Raw genomic sequence first — 19,727 nt, 5'->3', positions numbered from 1 at the left:
CCAAAAGATCACTTCCTACTGTGGATTAAAACCGTAACGTTTAAAAATCGCAGCGGCCTCTGGGGTTTTAAGATAATCATAAAAATCACGAACGGCCTGTTTTTCATGACCTTTAATGATTGCAATCGGGTATTCCACCGGTTTATGACTCTCTGGCGGAAACACTCCCACAACTTTCACTTTATTGCTGGCGACGGCATCAGAACCATAGATAATGCCCAGCGGGGTTTCCGACCGCTCCACCAGCGCCATCCCACTACGGACGTTGTTAGTACGTGCCATTAGCGGATTGAGTACATCCCATGCATGCAGATATTGCAGAGATTCCTTAGCATAAATACCAACAGGCACATGACCAGGATCACCCACTGCTAAGCGCTCTCCTGCCAGCAGGGATTTCCATTTTGTTTCTCGATTGATATCAACTTTATCCAACTTACTCTCTTTGGGCGCGATCAAAACCAGTTGATTACCTAATAAAGTATGACGAGTATCTGCAACAATTAATTGTTGATCAGCGACATAATTCATCCATTGTTGATCGGCAGAAATAAATATATCTGCGGGTGCTCCTTGATCTATCTGGCGTGCCAATGTCGAAGATGAAGCGTAGGAGGCAACAATATTTCCCTGCTTTTCTTGCTTGTACTGCGCAGCAATATCATCAAGTGCGTTAGTCAGTGAAGCAGCCGCAAAAACTGTCACTTTATCTACCGCCCAGGCGTTCCCAACCAGTGCAAAAGAAACCACAGCTCCCGCCAGCAACTGATAAGCTTTGTTTTTCATTTTATATTCCACCTATGATGACCAACATGATTCGTTGTATATAACAAGATATAACGTAAAATGAGAATACCATTCTGAGATTAATCGGCAAGTTGTGAACCAGTTTTAGCTTTTGTATTCAATTCCAAGGCTGTAGTACAAAATATGTAGAACAAGACATAAAGACTATCAACAAATAGATGGAACTTATCAATGTAACATCAAGACAAAAAGGTGCTGTATACCGTGCTATATGCCGTTATATCATATTAAGTAATGCATGCCGCAACAGCATGCATTTACTGAGTAAGGTACTTTTTTGCATACAGAGTCTTGCACACAGAGGATTAACAATTGTCACATACTGCTCCCTCACAAAAGGCACAGCCACAAAAAGGCATCACTAAACATCGACTGTTAACTATTGCCGGCCTAGGATGGATGTTTGATGCTCTGGATATTGGCCTTCTATCGTTTTTACTGGCAGCACTAAAACAGGATTGGGGACTGAGCGCACAACAGTTGGGCTGGATAGGCAGCATTAATTCAATCGGTATGGCAGTGGGTGCTTTCGTCTTTGGTGTAATGGCTGACAAAACAGGACGCAAATCAGCTTTTATCGTCACTTTGCTGCTGTTTAGTGTCGGTAGCGGGTTAACAGCGCTCGTTTCCACACTGGCGGCACTACTAGTACTGCGTTTTATTATAGGTATGGGACTGGGTGGTGAACTACCAGTAGCGTCAACGCTGGTGTCTGAAAGCGTGGAATCCCATGAGCGCGGGCGCATAATTGTAGTGTTAGAGAGCTTTTGGGCCTTTGGTTGGTTGGCTGCCGCGCTGATTGCTTATTTTATTATTCCCAGTTACGGATGGCGTGTTGCCATGCTATTGAGTGCGCTACCCGCGTTTTATGCTATCTATTTGCGTCTACACTTGCCTGATTCTCCACGCTACACGGAAATGTCCGCCCAGAAAACAAGCAATTCAATAATGAGTAACGTGCGAGAAGTGTGGTCGATAGACTACCGTCGTGCGACGATAATGCTGTGGATCCTGTGGTTTTGCGTGGTGTTTTCCTACTATGGCATGTTCCTGTGGCTACCAAGCGTGATGATACTTAAAGGATTTAGCTTGGTAAAAAGTTTTCAATATGTACTGATCATGACTCTGGCTCAACTTCCCGGCTACTTTACAGCCGCTTGGCTGATTGAACGCTGTGGGCGTAAGTTCGTTCTGGCAAGTTATCTGATAGGCACCGCTGTCAGCGCCTATTTCTTCGGCTCGGCTGACAGTATTACTCAGCTTCTGATTTTTGGCATTCTGCTATCGTTTTTCAATCTTGGGGCCTGGGGAGCGATCTATGCTTATACACCGGAACAGTACCCAACAGCTATCCGGGCGACGGGTGCTGGTATGGCTGCTGCATTCGGACGAATCGGCGGTATTCTCGGCCCATTGATGGTAGGCTATTTAGTAGCAATGAATGCCTCAATTTCTCTGATTTTCGCCCTGTTCTGCTTTTCAATTCTGGTGGCGGTAGTGGCGGTGCTCTTTCTGGGGAAAGAGACAAGCCAAGTGGAACTCATGCCATAACGTCAAAAAAGGCGATTACGATGTTTTGGTGGTTTTATCTCTGGATGGGAGAGAAAACAGAAAAAACAAACCCTGTTATTTTAAACGGGGTTTGTCAGTAGTCTGAACCTAGGGTATACAAGCTTATGGAAAGAATCAGGCAATAGAAACGCGGGCAATCAGAGCAAAACTACGGTTCAAGACTTTTTCGTTTCACTTTTGGAAATTATGTTAAATACTTCCCCAAGCCCATAAATCAATCCCAAAATCATTGCCATCACAATAGGAACCATGACCAGTGCGAGGGCCATACTGCTAATCAATTCAAACATACAAACCTCATATAATACATGACCGAAATTCAGTTATTTTAGACAATAAAAAAGTAACAGTAACCGACGAAACGTGCGATTCTTACAATTATCTTATAAAGACTTTCAAATATTTGCCTGAAATGCATCACTATGCAAGCCGAAATATTGTTAACACTTAAATTACAACAACGTCTTTTCGCTGATCCTCGGCGAATTGAACTGCTCAAACAGATTAAGATCACGGGTTCTATCAGTCAGGGAGCAAAGCAGGCAGGGATTAGCTATAAAAGCGCTTGGGATGCCATCAGTGAAATGAATCAACTCGCAGATGACGTATTGGTAGAACGCGCCACAGGTGGAAAAGGTGGCGGTGGCGCCCAAATTACACATTATGGCGAACGTCTATTGCAGCTTTATGATCTGCTGGCAAGAATTCAGCAAAAAGCGTTTGATGTTTTGAAAGACGATTCGCTGCCATTGGATAGCCTACTTGCTGCTATCTCTCGTTTTTCTTTACAAACCAGTGCCCGAAATCAATTTTTTGGTACGATCATTGAGCGTAATCATAAAAATATTCAGCAACAGGTTCGTGTTCTGCTGGCGGATGGTAAAACGTCGATCTGCGCCGCTCTAACGGAACAAAGTGCCAATAGGTTGAATTTGGTGGAAGAGAAAGAAGTTCTCGTATTGATTAAAGCTCCGTGGATAACCTTAACCCAAGAATATGTGCCCTCCACTTCAGCCGATAATGCCCTGCCCAGCCAAATCGACAAAATTGAAATGGGAACAGAATACAGTGAAATTATGCTGACGCTTGCTGGCGGTGAATCTCTCTGTGTTACGCTATCCAATCAAGAAGTGGATCGTTTGAAACTTCAGCCTAATGATAATGTCACCGCGCTCTTCAATGCTGATAAAGTAATTATTGCCACCCTGTGCTGAATAATATTATGTGAATAACAAAATAACTGCGCATTGACATTGAGCATTATTCAGCTTATTTCTGGTGATTATCTAAGTAGATGTTGCTTAAAAAGGAATAAAAATGGCTGAGTTGCAAATCACGCAAGGTAATTTCCGCTTAAGTGACACCCGTATTCTGCGGCTACCGTCACTGAAAATTATTTCTGGGGAAAATTGGGCGTTTGTTGGCGCAAATGGCAGTGGAAAATCTTCTTTGGCTCGTGCTCTGTCAAATGAATTAATTCAACTGGCTGGCGAACGTCATTGCTCATTTCATACACTTGTACGCCTTTCTTTCGAACAATTACAGAAACTGATAGATGAAGAATGGCAACGAAACAATACAGATTTACTTAGTGAAGGCGAGGAAGATACAGGACGCAGCGCTGCAGACATCATTCAGCTTCACCATAAAGACAGTGAGCTGTGCCTTGAACTCGCTGCATATTTCGGTATTAAAGATTTGCTCTCACGGCGATTCAAATACCTATCAACGGGAGAAGTCCGCAAGGTTCTGCTTTGCCAGGCATTAATGGCAGATCCTGATCTACTGATCCTTGATGAGCCTTTTGACGGGTTGGATGCATACGCACGCAATCAACTTTCTCAGCTATTGGGATCGCTGGCAACAAAAGGCGTCACATTGGTTTTGATTTTAACCCGATTCCATGAAATTCCCGATTTTGTTGAACAAATCGGTGTACTGGCTGATTGCAACCTGACTTTATCGGGAGAGAAATACGGTATTTTAGCAGAGTCTCTCGTGGCACAACTGGTACACAGTGAAGAGCTGCAAAACATTCATCTACCCGAAACAGATGAATACCGTGCCGATGAGCAACTCATACCAGATCATCCATTGATATCAATGCGAAATGTTATCGTTCAGTATAATGATAATCCGATTCTGCACGGCTTGAATTGGCAAGTGAATCCGAACGAAAACTGGCAGATCATCGGCGAAAATGGTTCGGGTAAGTCGACACTTCTTAGCCTGATTACCGGCGATCATCCCCAAGGCTACAGCAATGAATTAGTATTATTTGGTCGGCAACGAGGCAGTGGTGAAACCATTTGGGATATTAAACGCTATATTGGTTATGTCAGTAATAGGGTTCATCTTGAATACCGTATCAATACCAACATTCGTAATGTCATTCTTTCAGGTTTCTTCGATTCAATAGGGCTTTATCAGCCAGTTTCAGATAGACAGCAACAGTTGGCTGATGAGTGGCTGAATTTATTGGGATTTTCCGAAGCAACAGCCCTTAGCCCATTTCATAGCCTATCATGGGGGCAGCAACGACTCGTTTTGATTGCCCGTGCTTTAGTAAAGCACCCTGCTTTGTTGATTCTGGATGAGCCTTTGCAAGGACTCGACCCTCTCAACCGTCAGCTTGTCCTGCGCTTTATTGATATTATGATCTCCAACGGTGATACTCAGCTTTTGTTTGTTTCCCATCATCAGGAAGATGCACCAGAGTGCATTACTCATCGTCTAAAATTTATTCCCGATGGTGATATTTATCGCTATGAGATTGACAGTACTGATAGCGTTACCCAAAAGCCCCTGTAATCGCTTTATGGCACTTAATTCCTCGCTGTGAGACATCCCTCTCTTAATAGAGAGGGCTCCTGTGTTTTTTCACCTCATCTCAAATACTATTGTTTTGAAATTTTTTATTAAAATTTTTGAATTTTTTACCCATTAATATAAAATCCCTCGCCTAGTTTTAGACCATTTTATTGTTTTTTCAGAGATAACAGGGAATTATATGGCTTGGGCACTACTTGCCGTTTCATTGGGGCTTTTGAATAGTCGCCAAAAAATCGCTTTTTTCATCGTTTTCTTAGCTATCATTGCTGGAATCAGCACAAACGTGATTACTTATCCAGCAATAATCACGCTGGTAGTGATTACCCTCTTGGGTATGGCACACGTTTACAGCAAAAAATACATTTACCACAAAAAATATTTTGTCCTCAAAACAGTGACAGAATTGTTGTTACTCATCTCTGGTATTCTGCTATTTATCCATTACCTGCCCGGTTTCGATAATCTCAAATATCTGGATAAAGTACAGGTTGGCCCACTCAGCGCTCCTTTTTCAATGTATTTCAACTTTGATAAAGCGCTGCTTCCATTTATCTTATTGTGCTGCATGCCGACTTTGTTTACCCGAAAACCTGTAATTGATGCTCCTCCACATGGATGGGCATTATTAATAGCAACTATTCCGGCATTATTGGGCCTTGCAACAGAATTAGGGGGATTATCTGTTGAGCTACATTTGCCCAATTGGTTTCCTGCCTTTGTTGTCGCCAATATTTTCTTTGTCTCTTTAGCTGAGGAAGCGCTGTTTCGTGGCTATATTCAGCAAAAACTGAGTCAGTGGATGAATCCGTTTTTCTCCCTTATCATTACTTCCCTACTGTTTGGCGCAGCCCATTTTGCGGGAGGGGTGTTGCTAATGATTTTTGCTACCTTATCAGGATTGATTTATGGTCTGGCATGGATGTGGAGTGGCCGCCTCTGGGTAGCTGTAGCTTTCCATTTTTCACTCAATCTGATGCACCTGCTGTTTTTCACCTATCCCTTTAAAGCAGTGATCATGCACTAAACTGAGTTCTTTTTGGCCTGAACCGTCTCCTCTCATTATCAAGACGCAGTTCAGGTCAAAAGTTATCTTATCTTCTCCCAATCAAATAGGCCTGCCGTAACTGTCACCAAATATGATTTAAAACAGGAGCTACGAGACTATTGTTTGCCGTTTCGGTCTATCGCGCCATATAATGCCCGCAGCGATCATTTCATTTCATTTCATTTCGTATTAAAAAGTACTGATAGGAGTTTAAGCTATGGCTGTAACTAAACTGGTTCTTGTAAGGCACGGAGAGAGCGAGTGGAACAAAGAGAACCGTTTTACTGGCTGGACTGACGTTGAACTGTCTGACAAAGGCCGCTCAGAAGCACAACAAGCGGGTCAATTACTGAAACAAGAAGGTTTCACTTTTGATTTCGCTTACACTTCCGTTTTAAAACGTGCCATTCACACTTTGTGGAATATTCTAGACCAAGTCGATCAGCAATGGCTGCCTGTCGAAAAAAGCTGGAAACTGAATGAACGCCATTACGGCGCATTGCAAGGTTTGGACAAGGCAGAAACCGCGGCCAAGTATGGTGATGATCAAGTTAAATTGTGGCGCCGTGGCTTTGCTATTACTCCTCCCGATTTAACCAGAGATGATGAGCGTTACCCTGGCCACGATCCTCGCTACGCAAACCTGAAACCAGAAGAGCTTCCTGCAACAGAAAGCCTTGCAACTACCATTGAGCGGGTTGTTCCTTATTGGGAAGAAATTATCAAGCCTCGTGTAGAACAAGGTGAAAAGGTTATCATCGCCGCCCACGGTAACTCCCTACGCGCACTGGTGAAATATCTGGATAATATGAATGAAGAAGAAATTCTTGAGCTGAATATTCCAACTGCGGTACCACTGGTTTATGAGTTTGATGAAAACATGAAACCAACTAAACGTTATTATCTGGGCAATGCTGATGAAATCGCAGCAAAAGCCGCTGCAGTAGCAAACCAAGGTAAAGCGAAGTAATCCTTACTAAAGGATCCAGCAAAAAGTCATACTAAAAAGCCGGAATGATTTCCGGCTTTTTTTATAAAGATTTTACGAGAGATTAATTTCTGCGATCCCTGATAGCTTGAGATAGCTGACGCAATAACGTTTCTGTATCCTCCCAGCCAATACAAGCATCGGTCACACTTTGGCCGTAAACCAAAGGATTGTCACTCTCCAAATTTTGGTTTCCTTCAACCAAATGGCTTTCAACCATGACACCAATAATCGCATTTTCGCCGTTGGCAATCTGGCCACAAACATCAATACCTACGTCCATTTGTTTTTTAAACTGTTTAGCACTATTTGCGTGACTGAAATCAATCATCACTCGTGGCGCCAATCCTGCTTTCTCCAGCCCTTCCTTAACTATGCTGACGTGTTTAGCACTGTAATTTGGCTCTTTACCGCCGCGCAAAATAATATGGCAATCGTGATTACCTGTTGTATTAACAATGGCAGAGTGACCCCATTTCGTGACAGACAGAAAACAATGCGATGAGCTGGCTGAATTGATAGCATCAATGGCAACTTTAATCGTACCATCTGTACCATTTTTGAAACCAACCGGGCAGGAAAGTCCAGAAGCCAATTCACGATGAACCTGAGATTCCGTTGTACGTGCACCTATCGCGCCCCAGCTCATCAGATCAGCTAAGTACTGAGGGGAAATCATATCAAGGAATTCACCTGCCGCAGGCAACCCCATATTATTAATATCGAGCAATAGCTTGCGGGCAGTACGTAATCCATCGTTAATATCGAAAGTACAATCCATATTCGGATCGTTAATCAAACCTTTCCAGCCTATAGTTGTGCGGGGTTTTTCAAAATAAACCCGCATGACAATTTCCAAATCAGCCTTCAATTCTTCACGTAATTGATTTAAGCGTTCTGCATATTCCAGTGCCGCTTGTGGATCATGAATTGAACATGGGCCAATCACTACCAATAGACGATCATCTTCACCAATTAAAATATTATGAATAGATTCACGTGCCTTACGAACAGTATCAGCACTATCTTCTGTCGCAGGAAATTTCTCAAGTAATGCAACTGGTGGTAGTAATTCTTTTATTTTTCTTATTCTTATATCGTCATTTTGGTAGTTCATTGTCCTTTCACCTAATGTGTTTACAGTTATTTAAGATAATTTTGTGATCTCAATCTAACTGTTAGACGCTGTGCTGTAAATAATCTTTGTGGGTAAAAAGGGGGGACTTTTTTATATAAAAAGTCATTAAACGTAAAAATGATGTTAATTCAAATAAATGGACTGATAAGAAGAGAGGATTTTGTAGTAAAAATATCAAATAACAGGCCATAGATAGCTTAATTACCTATGGCCGATGATCAGCCTTAATTTACATTTTGTTCGTTATCCGTATGCTCAGCTGCCTTGATCCATAGGCGAGCCCCATTTAGTGCGATACCTGTCAAAATAATATATTGTAGCGACATCGCCAGAACGCCCTGGTGATAATAAATCACCACGCTGATAACATTGATAATGATCCAAATTAGCCAGTTTTCTACATGCTTACGAGTCATCAGTATCATAGCCACTATGGATAATACCGTCATCACAGAATCCCAGAATGGGAAAGCATCTGGTAACAAATCAGGCATAGTGATATTAAAGCCAACGCCCTGTAAGGCAACAACCACAACTTTTGCCATGTAACCAAATAGTTGATCGATATTGAACGACATTACCAAAATGGCAAATATGGAAATCGCAGCAACTATTATCATTTGTTTGGGATTAAGCCAGCGGATTTTAAGCTCGATTTGTTTTTGATCATTCACTCGGCTCCAGGCATACCAGCCATAGATATTAGCGGCGAAGAAAAAGATTTGCAGAATGAAGCTAGCGTAGAGTTGAATTTGAAAGAAGATTACGGCAAATAATGAGACATTAATTAATCCAAATAGGTAATTAATTATTTTTTCCTGGCTCGCTAGCCAGATACATAATAAGCCCGCTATCGTACCAGTTGCTTCAATATATGAAAGGTCATAACCACCTGTTCCTAATGGGATATGTACTAATATGTTGTTAATATTGAAAAAGTCCATGCTTTCTTATCCTTACCATAAGTAAATGTTTAGTATATCCATACAAAAAACGTTAAATTACGAGATATATTGGCTTTTTTATTCCATTATGTTTTACATATTAAACAAGATAGCGAACTTAGCAGTAAAATTCAATAAACACTGAATATCCGAAAACACCTTTCATATACTACACTTTTATATCAACTTATTGATGATAATCACATTTATACCCAATAGATTTCGAGTTGCATTTAAGTGACGACTGAATGAATTCCTAAGAGCACAGAACACTATGTGACTGGGTGATGAATAAAGACAACCAAGAGACAACTTGAAAGACGACGAGTATATATGTTTATTTTCTAGATAAGCGACGTGAAAAGCCATATTTAATGAAGAAATTACAATTTGGGGAGTTAATGTGAATTGAGATGGTGGGTCATGTAGGATAAACTGCTCTACCAATTTATCTGAAGCGTATTTGAATTAAGAGTTTAGATGGTGGGTCGTGCAGGATTCGAACCTGCGACCAATTGATTAAAAGTCAACTGCTCTACCGACTGAGCTAACGACCCATCTGAAGCGTATTTGAATTGAGAATTTAGATGGTGGGTCGTGCAGGATTCGAACCTGCGACCAATTGATTAAAAGTCAACTGCTCTACCGACTGAGCTAACGACCCATCTAAATCTGCTTGGCAGTTATCCCTGCCAACGGCGGCATATATTACTGATTTCTCAGCCTAGCGCAACGTTTATTTTATAAAACTCGTTTAAGCGACTATTAATGAACCAATTAGCCCCAAAAAGACCGATATATGACCTTGTTGGGGATAATTATTACATCCCTGAAATCTTTTTCTCAGCCATTTTCGCCGCATTAGTACCAGGATATTGTTTAACTACCTGCTGATAAACTGCTTTGGCTTTAGCCTTTTGTCCCTTTTCCTGCATAATCAAACCAACTTTATACAAGGAATCACTACTTTTTGGTGACTTGGAATAATCTTTCACGACAGTAGCAAAATAATAAGCCGCATCGTCTTTCTTACCTTTATTGTAATTTAACTGCCCTAACCAATAATTGGCATTCGACAAGTATTTAGACTTAGGGTAAGTCTTAAGAAAATTTTGAAATGCGGCTATCGCCTTATCATATTCTTTAGTATTGATTGCCAAAGAAACGGCAGCATCATAATCTCCCTTTTCACTTCCAGTACTCGTCGGCGCAGCAGATTGCTTATTATCGGCCTGAGCAGAAACAGTGGCATTATCGCTTGCTGAATTTTCTGTACTTTCTGTACTTGATGGATTAGTGATTTTATCCAACTGCAGATAAAGATCTTTCTGGCGTTCAATGATCTGATTTAGCTGATACTGGTTTTCCTGAACTTGACCACGAAGCGTATCGATATCACGTTGAGAGTCAGAAAGCTGTTGCTGGAGCTGGGTTAACAATTGACTATGAGCGTCAGAAATACGCTCTAATTGGGAGAGGCGCTCATCGGTGGAGCCTGAGCCGACATTACTGATTGGCGCTCGGGCGGTAGCGGCCCAAGGAGCCGCTACGCCAACCAATAACGACAGACCCAACACAAAATGTCTGAAGTTACTGTTCATGCATTACTCTTAGTATACGATTACAGCGCGACGGTTTTTAGCGTACGCTGCTTCGTCGTGGCCAAGTACTGCTGGTTTTTCTTTACCGTAAGAAACGATAGCAAGCTGATCGGCAGAAACACCTTTACCTTGCATATACATTTTCACTGCGTTCGCACGACGCTCACCCAGAGCAATATTGTACTCTGGAGTACCACGTTCGTCAGCATGGCCTTCAATGGTTACTTTAACTGATGGGTTGCTGCGCAAAAATGCCGCGTGTGCATCCAACATTTGAGCAAATTCGCTGTTGATATCGTACTTATCGAAACCAAAGTATACGATATTGTTGTTTTGCAGCTCTTGCATCTGCTGACGTGCTAATTCTTCTGCAGACAGACCTGCTTTAGAAGAAGAATTATCAACAGTGCCTACACCAGACTGATCATTGTTGGCATTTTTGGTATTATTACACGCTGCTACGGCCATGATTGGTAAAGCTAACATCAGCCCTTTTAGCACTTTGTTCAGTTGCATCTCTTTGATCCTTTTATAGTTTGCCATACATATTATTTTATTATGCATCACAGATACGGCGACCAGGCAGGGAATTTTACCTGTCCATCAGTAGCCGGAAGACGCGCTTTGAAACGCCCATCGGTCGAAACTAGCTGCAATATAGTACCCCACCCTTGAGTGGAGCTATAAATCACCATAGTGCCATTAGGTGCGATACTCGGCGTTTCATCTAGAAACGTATCTGTCAAAATTTGGACAGATCCCGTTGCCAGATCTTGTTTAGCGATATGCTGACTGCCATTTGCCGAGCTAACCATCACGATAAAACTACCGTCAGAGCTAACATCTGCATCTTGGTTCTGTGATCCTTCCCAAGTCAAGCGTTGTGGAGCACCGCCATTAATATCGATTTTGTATAACTGCGGACGGCCACCCTGATCCGAGGTGTAGACCAATGTCTGGCTATCCGGCATCCAATTTGGCTCAGTATTATTACTGCGGCCATCAGTTACTTGACGAATCTGACCAGAGGCCAAATCCATCACATAAAGATTCAAGCTGCCTGTTTTAGATAAGGCAAAAGCAATCTTAGTTCCATCAGGGGAAAATGCAGGTGCTCCGTTATGACGCGGGAACGAGGCTACCTGACGCACAGCACCTGAAGCCAGCGTTTGAATAACCAATGCAGAACGACCGCTTTCAAACGTCACATAGGCAATTTTAGAAGCATCTGGTGACCATGCAGGTGACATCAGTGGTTCAGGTGAACGATGTACCAAGGTTTGGTTATAACCGTCATAATCAGAAACACGCAGCTCGTAAGGGTATTTATCTGAGCCTGCTTTTTTAACAACATAAGCTATACGAGTACGGAATGCACCTTTGATGCCTGTCAGCTTTTCAAATACCTGATCACTGACTGTATGTGCTGCAAAACGTAACCATTTTCTTTCGATTGCAAATTGGTTTTGTTCCAATACCGTTCCTGGCGCGCTAGCGGTATCAACAAGTTGATAGGAAACAAGAAATTTACCATCGGCAGCTGGTTGAATTTGCCCTACAACCACTGAATCGATCCCAAGAGCTGACCACGCAGCAGGTGTGACTTCTGATGCAGTAGTAGGCTGTTGCGGCATACGAGTTGGATCGATGGGATTGAATTTCCCACTGTTTCTCACATCAGCAGCAACGATTGAGCCAATATCTTCCGGTAGATTACCTTCTCCAGTCCATTTAAACGGAACAACACCGATAGGACGTGCAGAATCAACACCTTGTGTAATTTCAATGCGAACCTCTGCATGAGCCAGTGCTGCCCACATCATCAGAAAGCCCAACACCATTTTAAACGACTGTCTAAAAGTTTGCTTCATCATCTCTCCCTTATCGCGATCGCTCATATGCCCGCAATAATCCGCCGGATTCTAACAAACACCAACAAACAAAACTAGATACCTAAATAAAATCTAATAATTTTGTTTGTACATATAACTTATTCTAAGATTTGCCTAGTAAATAACACTTACCTGCCAAATATTTATCTTATTGCGGCTTAAAGTCTAGGTTGAAACTCTTAAAATGTTCATAAATCTCTTTACTAGGTGGAGGTGGCATTTTCTTTGCTAAATTAGCCGCTGTCACCGCTGCTCGACATAACGCCGGATCGCCTACTCCAGTTTTAATATCAATCAACAATCCATCTGGAGCCAGCTTTATCGCCAATTCACAGCTACGCCCGACATATAGGCTTGGATCACGAAAATTATTCTGGATTGCAGTCTGAATCAGCCCTTTATAATTCCTGATCTCCGATTCGGAAGGCCCACTTTTCTTACCGCCACCTTTACCTGCCGCAGTTGCCCCACCCTGCTTAGGCGTGTTAGATGTCAACCCACCTAATAGATCATTAACCTCCTGAGCCTGCTTCGTTGCTTCTGCTTTGGCTTTAGCCTTTGCCTTCACATCTGATTCTACTTTTGCTTTAGCCTCTGCCTTCACATCTGATTCTACTTTTGCTTTAGCCTCTGCCTTTGCTTTGGCTTCAGTCTTCGCTTTGGCTTCAGCTTCGGCTTTCGCTGCTGCTTTAGCTTCTGCTGCTGCCTTAGCTTCTGCTGCTGCCTTAGCTTCAGCTTCGGCTTTCGCTTCAGCCGCTGCTTTACGTTTCGCAACTTCCTCTGCTTCTTTCTTCGCCTGCGCTTCCGCCTTCTGTCTGGCCTCAGCCTGCTCTTTTAGGATCATTTCTTTTTCTGCTTGCGCTTTGGCAGCTGCTTCTTCCGCCTGTTTTTGCTCATCACGGGCTTTAGCGGCAGCGACATCAGCCTGTTTCTGTTCTTCAAGCGCTTTAGCTGCAGCGACGGCAGCCTGTTTCTGCTCTTCAAGCGCTTTAGCTGCAGCAGCATCAGCCTCTTTTCTTTGAGCTTCAGACGCCTGTTGGGCTTTAATTCGTTCTTCTTCAGCCGCTTTTAGGCGTTCTTGTTCTTCTGCCTGCTTTGCCCGTAATTCAGCCGCCTGCTGTTCAGCCTTTTTATTGCGCTGTTGTTCCGCTAATTTTGCATTAGCCTGTTGCTGTTGCTGCTGATTATATTGTTGAACCATAGCATTCGGATCAACCATTACAGCATCAATGACAGAGCCGTCTTTTCCACCACCACCCATTTCTGTTTTTTGCACCAGAGAACCCCAAATCAGAAACCCGATTAGGATAATGTGCAATATTACCGAAATGATAATAGCGCGATTCAGCCTATTATTTTGCTCGTTTGTCTTTCCCACGCTCGACATCCAGAAACTTTAAGTGATATCCGCTATTAAGCTCCAATCGGCTGGGTCATTAAACCTACCGATTTGACCCCAGCCTGACGAAGCATATTCAGCGCCTTGATAATTTCATCATAAGGAACTTCCTTAGAACCACCGATCAAAAAAATCGTTTTCGGATCGGTCTTCATCAAAGTTTGCGCTTCAGCAATGATTTGTTGTTCAGGTAACAACTCCAAACGTTTCTGGCTAACAACCATGTTGTATTGCCCTATCCCAGAAACTTCCACGATAACAGGTGGATTATCAGAGCTGGAAACTGTTTTAGAATCCACCGCATCAGGTAAATCGACTTCTACACTTTGCGTGATAATAGGTGCTGTCGCCATGAAAATAAGCAAAAGCACCAGCAATACGTCCAGCAAGGGGACGATATTGATCTCGGACTTTAGCTCACGTTTGCGACTACGAGTGCGCGCCATTCGCTGATTTCCCCTTACGATTTATTACGACTTATCGGTGTTAGAAGCAAACGCCTGACGATGCAAGATAGCCAGAAATTCTTCCATAAAGTTATCGTAGATTTGGTCTAATTTGTTGACGCGTTGATTCAGGCGGTTATAGGCCATCACCGCAGGAATTGCAGCAAACAGGCCGATCGCTGTTGCAATCAGAGCTTCTGCAATACCTGGTGCAACCATTTGCAAAGTCGCCTGTTTGACAGCACCCAAAGCAATAAAGGCATGCATGATCCCCCAAACCGTGCCGAACAGACCAATATAAGGGCTAATAGAACCTACTGTTCCCAGAAACGGAATATGGTTTTCCAATGCTTCCAATTCACGATTCAATGAAATGCGCATGGCACGAGAAGCTCCTGTGATAACAGCTTCTGGCGCATGGCTATTGGCTTGATGCAAACGAGAAAACTCTTTAAAACCAGAATGGAAAATTTGTTCGGTGCCACTTAACGAATCACGACGTGACTGACTTTCTTTATAAAGACGAGATAGTTCAACTCCTGACCAAAATTTATCCTCAAATGCTTCTGCCTCACGGCTTGCAGCATTAAGGAGTTTTGTTCGTTGAATAATGATTGCCCAAGAAACAATAGAAAAACCGATCAAAATTAACATGATCAGCTGCACTAAAAATCCTGCCTTAAGAAATAAATCAAGGATATTCATTTCAGTCACTGCTTAAACTCCGCGACAATAGACTTTGGAAGAGCAATAGGCTTCATTTGAGATGAATTAACGCAGACAACCAAACATTCTGCGCTACTGACAACTACGCCATTGCAATCAACAATTCGTTGAATAAATGTCAGAGAAGCGCCACGGATATTCGTAATTTCGCTTTCAACAACCAGCTGGTCATCCAGTTTCGCCGGTTTCCGATAGTCAATAGTCATGCGGCTGACAACAAAGCCAACTTGCTCATCAAGCATATACTGTTGGTGGAAGCCTTTTTCACGCAATACCTCTGTACGGGCTCTTTCGTAAAAGGCCAGATATCGAGCGTGATAGACCACACCACTAGCATCTGTGTCTTCGTAGTAAACACGGATAGGCCAACGGAAAAACATATTACTCTATAATCCTAATCAGGCGAATTGACGCTGTCACTATACTTAAGACAATAGCGCTTTGGAATGACTTGTCAGTAAAAGACGTCAAAAAATTTTATAGACTAGATACCTATAAGATTATAATTAGTTTACTTAAAGAAATGATATAAGCCAAAAAGAAGAATGAAAAAGGCAGGTAATGGATGAAAAACCAGACGCCAGATAACACGTTTAGGATGAAATCCAATACCAAAAGTGACGCCAGAACAAATCGCCCAGATTAATAAAATTCCTTGCCATATTCGCAGTGAACTGGTGTTGGCCGCAAAACGTGTCGGATCCCAGAACACACATGAAGCAAGCGTTAAGGCCATGATGAGGATAAAGGCCCTCACCAGGCCTTTATCCATTAGTTGGTAATATTTATCAGCCAACATTATTTTTGCTACTCTCTGTCTTCTCTTTGTTTGTTTCGCTTTGCTCAAGTGCCAAAGCTGCGATGACAGCGAAACTACAAGCCAAGAGTGTTCCCAGAATCCACGCAAAATACCACATGCCTACGCTCCTTAGTACAGTGAGTGTTTGTTGTTTTCAATGTAGTTCTTATCCAAACGCCCAAAGGTTTTGTAATAACACCAACAGGTGTAAGACAACACAATAGGAACAAAGATAAGCGCAACAACAAACATGACTTGCAACGTCCTCTGACTGGATGTCGCATCCCACATAGTCAAGCTGATATTAGGATCAAAGCTTGATGGCATCACGAATGGAAACATGGTGATACCCGACGTCAGGATAATACAAGCTACCGTCAACGATGAGAACAAAAATGCCCAACCACCTTTATCTCTCCATGTTGCCAGCATAGTTAGCAGTGGGAGAAAAACACCCAACGCAGGTATTGCCCACAGCATCGGATAGTTATTGAAGTTAGTCAGCCATGCTCCCGCCTGTTTAGCAACTTCTTTATGTAATGGGTTAGATTGAGCAGTAACATCCAAGCCACCCGTTACAACATAGCCGTCGATGCCATAAATCAGCCATATTCCTGCCAGTAGGAATGCAACAGCCGTAATCGCCGCACACACATGAGTTGCTGTACGGGAACGCAGATGCAATTCACCCATGGTACGCATTTGCAGATAAGTTGCGCCCTGAGTCACGATCATCATCAAGCTAATCACACCAGCCAACAAGCCATAAGGATTCAGCAAACCGAAGAATGAGCCTTCATAGGAAACTCGCAGATAAGTATCTATAGACAGCGGCACACCTTGTAACAAGTTACCAAAAGCAACACCAATAACCAGCGCAGGTACGAAGCTACCGATAAATATTCCCCAGTCCCACATATTGCGCCATTTACTATTTTCCAATTTTGAACGGTAATCAAACCCGACCGGGCGGAAAAATAGTGCAGACAACACTAAAATCATTGCTACATAGAAACCAGAAAAAGCGGCAGCATATACCATTGGCCACGCAGCAAATAAAGCACCACCAGCGGTAATTAGCCAAACTTGGTTACCATCCCAGTGTGGGGCAACTGAGTTAATCATGATGCGGCGTTCGGTATCATTTTTACCGATGATTCGCAGTAGGATACCTACCCCCATATCGAAACCATCAGTTACTGCGAAACCGATCAGCAACACACCAATCAGCAGCCACCATATAAATCGTAATACATCATAATCAAGCATAAGTGGACTCCTGCTTACTCAATATTGTTCGCTGAAGAAGTTGTTTTTTGTTCAAAGTGGTAACGCCCGGTTTTAAGGCTGCTTGGCCCAAGACGAGCGAACTTGAACATCAAGAACATCTCTGCAATCAAGAACAAGGTATACAGACCACAAATCAGTACCATTGAGAAAATCAAATCGCCAACACTACGTGTTGAAGCAGCAACAGCGGTTGGTAAAACTTCACCAATTGCCCATGGCTGACGGCCATATTCCGCAACAAACCATCCCGCTTCAATGGCAATCCACGGTAATGGAATGCTGAACAATGCGGCACGCAACAACCATTTATACTGGCCGATACGGTTACGAATAACGCTAATGAAAGACAGCCCGATGACCAGTAACATGATAAAACCTGCGGCGACCATGATACGGAATGCGAAATAGAGTGGCGCTACACGAGGAATAGAATCTTTCGCTGCAGCTTTAATCTGTTCTTCTGTCGCATCGGTTACGTTTTTGGTGTAACGCTTCAAGAGCATTCCATAGCCAAGATCTTTTTTACTTTCATTGAATGCGCTGCGCACATTTGGGTCAGTATTTCCTGAACGCAACTCTTCCAGTAATTCATATGCTTTGATACCGTTACGGATACGTTGCTCATGCTGGCTCATCAAATCACGCAGACCAACAACCGGCGTATCTGTAGAGCGAGTGGCAATTAAACCCAAAACATAAGGGATCTGGATGGAGTATTTGTTTTCCATTTTATCTTGGTCAGGAATACCAATCAGTGTGAACGAAGCTGGAGGTGGCTGAGTTTCCCATTCTGCTTCAATCGCAGCCAGTTTGGTTTTCTGCACGTCCCCCATTTCATATCCGGATTCATCACCCAAAACGATAACAGACAGTATTGCAGCCATACCAAAACTCGCAGCAATGGCAAAAGACCGTTTGGCAAATGCGAAATCGCGACCTTTCAGCAGATAGTAGGAACTGATGCCCAACACGAAAATGGCGCCAGTCACATAACCTGCTGCAACAGTATGAACGAATTTCACCTGAGCAACTGGATTAAGTACCAGTTCACTGAAGCTTATCATTTCCATTCGCATGGTTTCGAAATTGAAATCAGATGCAATCGGGTTTTGCATCCAACCATTCGCAATCAAAATCCACAGTGCTGAGAAATTAGAGCCTAATGCAACCAGCCAGGTCACTGCCAAGTGTTGTTTCTTACTCAGGCGATCCCATCCGAAGAAAAACAGACCAACGAATGTAGATTCAAGGAAGAATGCCATCAGACCTTCGATGGCTAGCGGAGCACCGAAAATATCACCAACGTAATGTGAGAAATATGACCAGTTGGTTCCGAATTGGAATTCCATGGTCAAGCCCGTTGCTACACCCAGAGCAAAGTTAATACCAAATAACTTACCCCAGAATTTTGTCATATCTTTATAGATCTGTTTGCCTGACAGGACATATACCGTTTCCATAATCGCAAGCAAAAACGCCATACCGAGCGTCAATGGCACGAACAGAAAGTGGTACATGGCAGTTAAAGCAAACTGTAATCGTGACAGTTCGACAATATCAAACATCTTGACTCCTTGCTCCTAGCAGGAAGACACCGACTTGCGGCAACCCGACTTCGTAAAACGAAAGTCTCATAACTACCAGCAATAAATGCCTCATACACAATAATGAATTATTAATGAAACCAAAATCAGTATATACCACAATAATGGTACGCCTATATTTACACATAATAAATACGTTTTACGTGATTTGGTCTGAAATTCTGAATATAAATCAAAATCATCCTCTATTTTCAGAATAATATCTATCTATCTTAGATCAATTTAATCAATTTCAGTGAATGCATTTCATGTTAATAAATTGATTTTAATCAAATTTATTATGAATTTGTTAAATTTTCCAACTATTATTTCCTTGTTTTGTTAAGCTTTACAGCTATTATTTCATTCTGGTTACCGAGTGTTAATAATATGTTATTTTAGGTGTGATTTATTTTGTTTTTTGGTATAAAAAACATTATAAATTTAACTTTTTATTTTCATTATTCAAAAAATATATTTTTCAATATATTGAATTAAATTACCAAATAAATATATGCCTCTAAAACCAGTTAAATTTAATTGAAAAATAACGTACTGGATATAATGGTCATGTATTAAATAGTTAGTTGTTGTGATATGCTTCCCGCCTTTTAAGGGTAAAGCATGGCCAAAGCTGACGTCTATTGCCGTTATTGTCACAAATC

General features: G+C 42.3%; 21 protein-coding genes and 2 tRNA genes. 5 read left to right on the top strand and 18 right to left on the bottom strand.

The features are described 5' to 3' along the window. Positions 1-15: 15 nt before the first annotated feature. Positions 16-786 (bottom strand): molybdate ABC transporter substrate-binding protein, encoded by a 771-nt coding sequence (gene modA / locus Xhom_RS08670; RefSeq protein ID WP_069316495.1) that lies wholly within the window; start codon positions 784-786, stop codon positions 16-18. 333 nt (positions 787-1,119) lie between these two features. On the opposite strand from modA, the gene Xhom_RS08665 reads away from it, so the two are divergent. Beyond that, positions 1,120-2,358, top strand: coding sequence for an MFS transporter (locus tag Xhom_RS08665; protein WP_269465903.1), 1,239 nt, complete (start codon positions 1,120-1,122; stop codon positions 2,356-2,358). Between the two features lie 176 nt (positions 2,359-2,534). Here Xhom_RS08665 and Xhom_RS08660 read toward each other — a convergent pair whose 3' ends face one another. Next, positions 2,535-2,669: an AcrZ family multidrug efflux pump-associated protein gene (locus Xhom_RS08660; RefSeq protein ID WP_071933869.1), complete on the bottom strand. Its 135-nt coding sequence runs from the start codon at positions 2,667-2,669 to the stop codon at positions 2,535-2,537. Between the two features lie 132 nt (positions 2,670-2,801). On the opposite strand from Xhom_RS08660, the gene modE reads away from it, so the two are divergent. The 4 genes from modE (at position 2,802) to gpmA (ending at position 7,226) form a co-directional block, all read left to right on the top strand. Beyond that, positions 2,802-3,593, top strand: a complete 792-nt coding sequence (gene modE / locus Xhom_RS08655; protein ID WP_069316496.1) for a molybdenum-dependent transcriptional regulator — start codon at positions 2,802-2,804, stop codon at positions 3,591-3,593. A 103-nt stretch (positions 3,594-3,696) separates the two neighbouring features. After that, positions 3,697-5,190, top strand: a complete 1,494-nt coding sequence (gene modF / locus Xhom_RS08650; RefSeq protein WP_069316497.1) for a molybdate ABC transporter ATP-binding protein ModF — start codon at positions 3,697-3,699, stop codon at positions 5,188-5,190. A 199-nt stretch (positions 5,191-5,389) separates the two neighbouring features. Next, complete coding sequence (locus tag Xhom_RS08645) at positions 5,390-6,235, top strand: CPBP family intramembrane glutamic endopeptidase (RefSeq protein ID WP_069316498.1); 846 nt, start codon at positions 5,390-5,392, stop codon at positions 6,233-6,235. A gap of 238 nt (positions 6,236-6,473) precedes the next feature. After that, positions 6,474-7,226 (top strand): 2,3-diphosphoglycerate-dependent phosphoglycerate mutase, encoded by a 753-nt coding sequence (gpmA, locus tag Xhom_RS08640; RefSeq protein ID WP_069316499.1) that lies wholly within the window; start codon positions 6,474-6,476, stop codon positions 7,224-7,226. Positions 7,227-7,308: 82 nt separating this feature from the next. Here the strand turns inward: gpmA and aroG are convergent, their stop codons facing one another. The 16 genes from aroG to Xhom_RS33400 all read right to left on the bottom strand — a co-directional run. Then, entirely contained in the window at positions 7,309-8,361 is a 1,053-nt protein-coding gene (aroG, locus tag Xhom_RS08635; RefSeq protein WP_069316500.1) for a 3-deoxy-7-phosphoheptulonate synthase AroG, read from the bottom strand. Between the two features lie 245 nt (positions 8,362-8,606). Further along, the gene (gene pnuC / locus Xhom_RS08630) at positions 8,607-9,326 is read right to left on the bottom strand and encodes a nicotinamide riboside transporter PnuC (protein ID WP_069316501.1); all 720 of its coding nucleotides are present in this window, start codon (positions 9,324-9,326) and stop codon (positions 8,607-8,609) included. Positions 9,327-9,807: 481 nt separating this feature from the next. Then, positions 9,808-9,883: transfer RNA gene (locus tag Xhom_RS08625), tRNA-Lys, on the bottom strand. Positions 9,884-9,914: 31 nt separating this feature from the next. Further along, positions 9,915-9,990 (bottom strand) — tRNA-Lys (locus tag Xhom_RS08620). Positions 9,991-10,147: 157 nt separating this feature from the next. Beyond that, entirely contained in the window at positions 10,148-10,927 is a 780-nt protein-coding gene (cpoB, locus tag Xhom_RS08615) for a cell division protein CpoB (protein WP_069316502.1), read from the bottom strand. 9 nt (positions 10,928-10,936) lie between these two features. Further along, on the bottom strand, positions 10,937-11,443 hold the full coding sequence (pal, locus tag Xhom_RS08610) for a peptidoglycan-associated lipoprotein Pal (protein ID WP_069316503.1): 507 nt from the start codon (positions 11,441-11,443) through the stop codon (positions 10,937-10,939). A 47-nt stretch (positions 11,444-11,490) separates the two neighbouring features. Beyond that, entirely contained in the window at positions 11,491-12,801 is a 1,311-nt protein-coding gene (gene tolB / locus Xhom_RS08605) for a Tol-Pal system beta propeller repeat protein TolB (protein WP_069316504.1), read from the bottom strand. 166 nt (positions 12,802-12,967) lie between these two features. Then, complete coding sequence (gene tolA, locus Xhom_RS08600) at positions 12,968-14,197, bottom strand: cell envelope integrity protein TolA (RefSeq protein ID WP_069316505.1); 1,230 nt, start codon at positions 14,195-14,197, stop codon at positions 12,968-12,970. 35 nt (positions 14,198-14,232) lie between these two features. Next, a complete protein-coding gene (gene tolR / locus Xhom_RS08595; RefSeq protein WP_069316506.1) occupies positions 14,233-14,664 on the bottom strand; it encodes a colicin uptake protein TolR in 432 nt (143 codons plus the stop codon). Positions 14,665-14,688: 24 nt separating this feature from the next. Continuing rightward, positions 14,689-15,378 (bottom strand): Tol-Pal system protein TolQ, encoded by a 690-nt coding sequence (gene tolQ / locus Xhom_RS08590; protein WP_069316507.1) that lies wholly within the window; start codon positions 15,376-15,378, stop codon positions 14,689-14,691. Continuing rightward, the gene (gene ybgC, locus Xhom_RS08585; RefSeq protein WP_069316508.1) at positions 15,375-15,770 is read right to left on the bottom strand and encodes a tol-pal system-associated acyl-CoA thioesterase; all 396 of its coding nucleotides are present in this window, start codon (positions 15,768-15,770) and stop codon (positions 15,375-15,377) included. Before ybgC ends, tolQ begins: the two co-directional genes overlap by 4 nt. Before the next feature lie 131 nt (positions 15,771-15,901). Continuing rightward, positions 15,902-16,189 (bottom strand): cyd operon protein YbgE, encoded by a 288-nt coding sequence (gene ybgE, locus Xhom_RS08580; protein ID WP_069316509.1) that lies wholly within the window; start codon positions 16,187-16,189, stop codon positions 15,902-15,904. Then, positions 16,179-16,307: a cytochrome bd-I oxidase subunit CydX gene (cydX, locus tag Xhom_RS08575; protein ID WP_069316510.1), complete on the bottom strand. Its 129-nt coding sequence runs from the start codon at positions 16,305-16,307 to the stop codon at positions 16,179-16,181. Before cydX ends, ybgE begins: the two co-directional genes overlap by 11 nt. 11 nt (positions 16,308-16,318) lie before the next feature. Continuing rightward, positions 16,319-17,458 (bottom strand): cytochrome d ubiquinol oxidase subunit II, encoded by a 1,140-nt coding sequence (gene cydB / locus Xhom_RS08570; protein WP_069316511.1) that lies wholly within the window; start codon positions 17,456-17,458, stop codon positions 16,319-16,321. Between the two features lie 14 nt (positions 17,459-17,472). Further along, positions 17,473-19,044 carry a cytochrome ubiquinol oxidase subunit I gene (cydA, locus tag Xhom_RS08565; RefSeq protein ID WP_069316512.1) on the bottom strand — a complete coding sequence of 524 codons (1,572 nt, stop codon included), beginning with the start codon at positions 19,042-19,044 and terminating at the stop codon, positions 17,473-17,475. Between the two features lie 483 nt (positions 19,045-19,527). Then, positions 19,528-19,727 (bottom strand): hypothetical protein (locus Xhom_RS33400; protein ID WP_211287891.1); only part of this gene is annotated, 200 nt, incomplete at its 5' end.

The organism is Xenorhabdus hominickii, from assembly GCF_002632725.1.
GTDB classification, from domain to species: Bacteria; Pseudomonadota; Gammaproteobacteria; order Enterobacterales; family Enterobacteriaceae; genus Xenorhabdus; species Xenorhabdus hominickii.
This window is presented reverse-complemented; position numbering and strand designations above follow the sequence as displayed.

Coding starts and splice junctions, on each gene's coding strand:
- modA (WP_069316495.1), bottom strand. CDS start 786: ATGAAAAACAAAGCTTATCAGTTGCTGGCGGGAGCTGTGGTTTCTTTT.
- Xhom_RS08660 (WP_071933869.1), bottom strand. CDS start 2,669: ATGTTTGAATTGATTAGCAGTATGGCCCTCGCACTGGTCATGGTTCCT.
- modE (WP_069316496.1), top strand. CDS start 2,802: ATGCAAGCCGAAATATTGTTAACACTTAAATTACAACAACGTCTTTTC.
- modF (WP_069316497.1), top strand. CDS start 3,697: ATGGCTGAGTTGCAAATCACGCAAGGTAATTTCCGCTTAAGTGACACC.
- Xhom_RS08645 (WP_069316498.1), top strand. CDS start 5,390: ATGGCTTGGGCACTACTTGCCGTTTCATTGGGGCTTTTGAATAGTCGC.
- gpmA (WP_069316499.1), top strand. CDS start 6,474: ATGGCTGTAACTAAACTGGTTCTTGTAAGGCACGGAGAGAGCGAGTGG.
- aroG (WP_069316500.1), bottom strand. CDS start 8,361: ATGAACTACCAAAATGACGATATAAGAATAAGAAAAATAAAAGAATTA.
- pnuC (WP_069316501.1), bottom strand. CDS start 9,326: ATGGACTTTTTCAATATTAACAACATATTAGTACATATCCCATTAGGA.
- cpoB (WP_069316502.1), bottom strand. CDS start 10,927: ATGAACAGTAACTTCAGACATTTTGTGTTGGGTCTGTCGTTATTGGTT.
- pal (WP_069316503.1), bottom strand. CDS start 11,443: ATGCAACTGAACAAAGTGCTAAAAGGGCTGATGTTAGCTTTACCAATC.
- tolB (WP_069316504.1), bottom strand. CDS start 12,801: ATGATGAAGCAAACTTTTAGACAGTCGTTTAAAATGGTGTTGGGCTTT.
- tolR (WP_069316506.1), bottom strand. CDS start 14,664: ATGGCGCGCACTCGTAGTCGCAAACGTGAGCTAAAGTCCGAGATCAAT.
- ybgC (WP_069316508.1), bottom strand. CDS start 15,770: ATGTTTTTCCGTTGGCCTATCCGTGTTTACTACGAAGACACAGATGCT.
- ybgE (WP_069316509.1), bottom strand. CDS start 16,189: ATGTTGGCTGATAAATATTACCAACTAATGGATAAAGGCCTGGTGAGG.
- cydX (WP_069316510.1), bottom strand. CDS start 16,307: ATGTGGTATTTTGCGTGGATTCTGGGAACACTCTTGGCTTGTAGTTTC.
- cydB (WP_069316511.1), bottom strand. CDS start 17,458: ATGCTTGATTATGATGTATTACGATTTATATGGTGGCTGCTGATTGGT.
- cydA (WP_069316512.1), bottom strand. CDS start 19,044: ATGTTTGATATTGTCGAACTGTCACGATTACAGTTTGCTTTAACTGCC.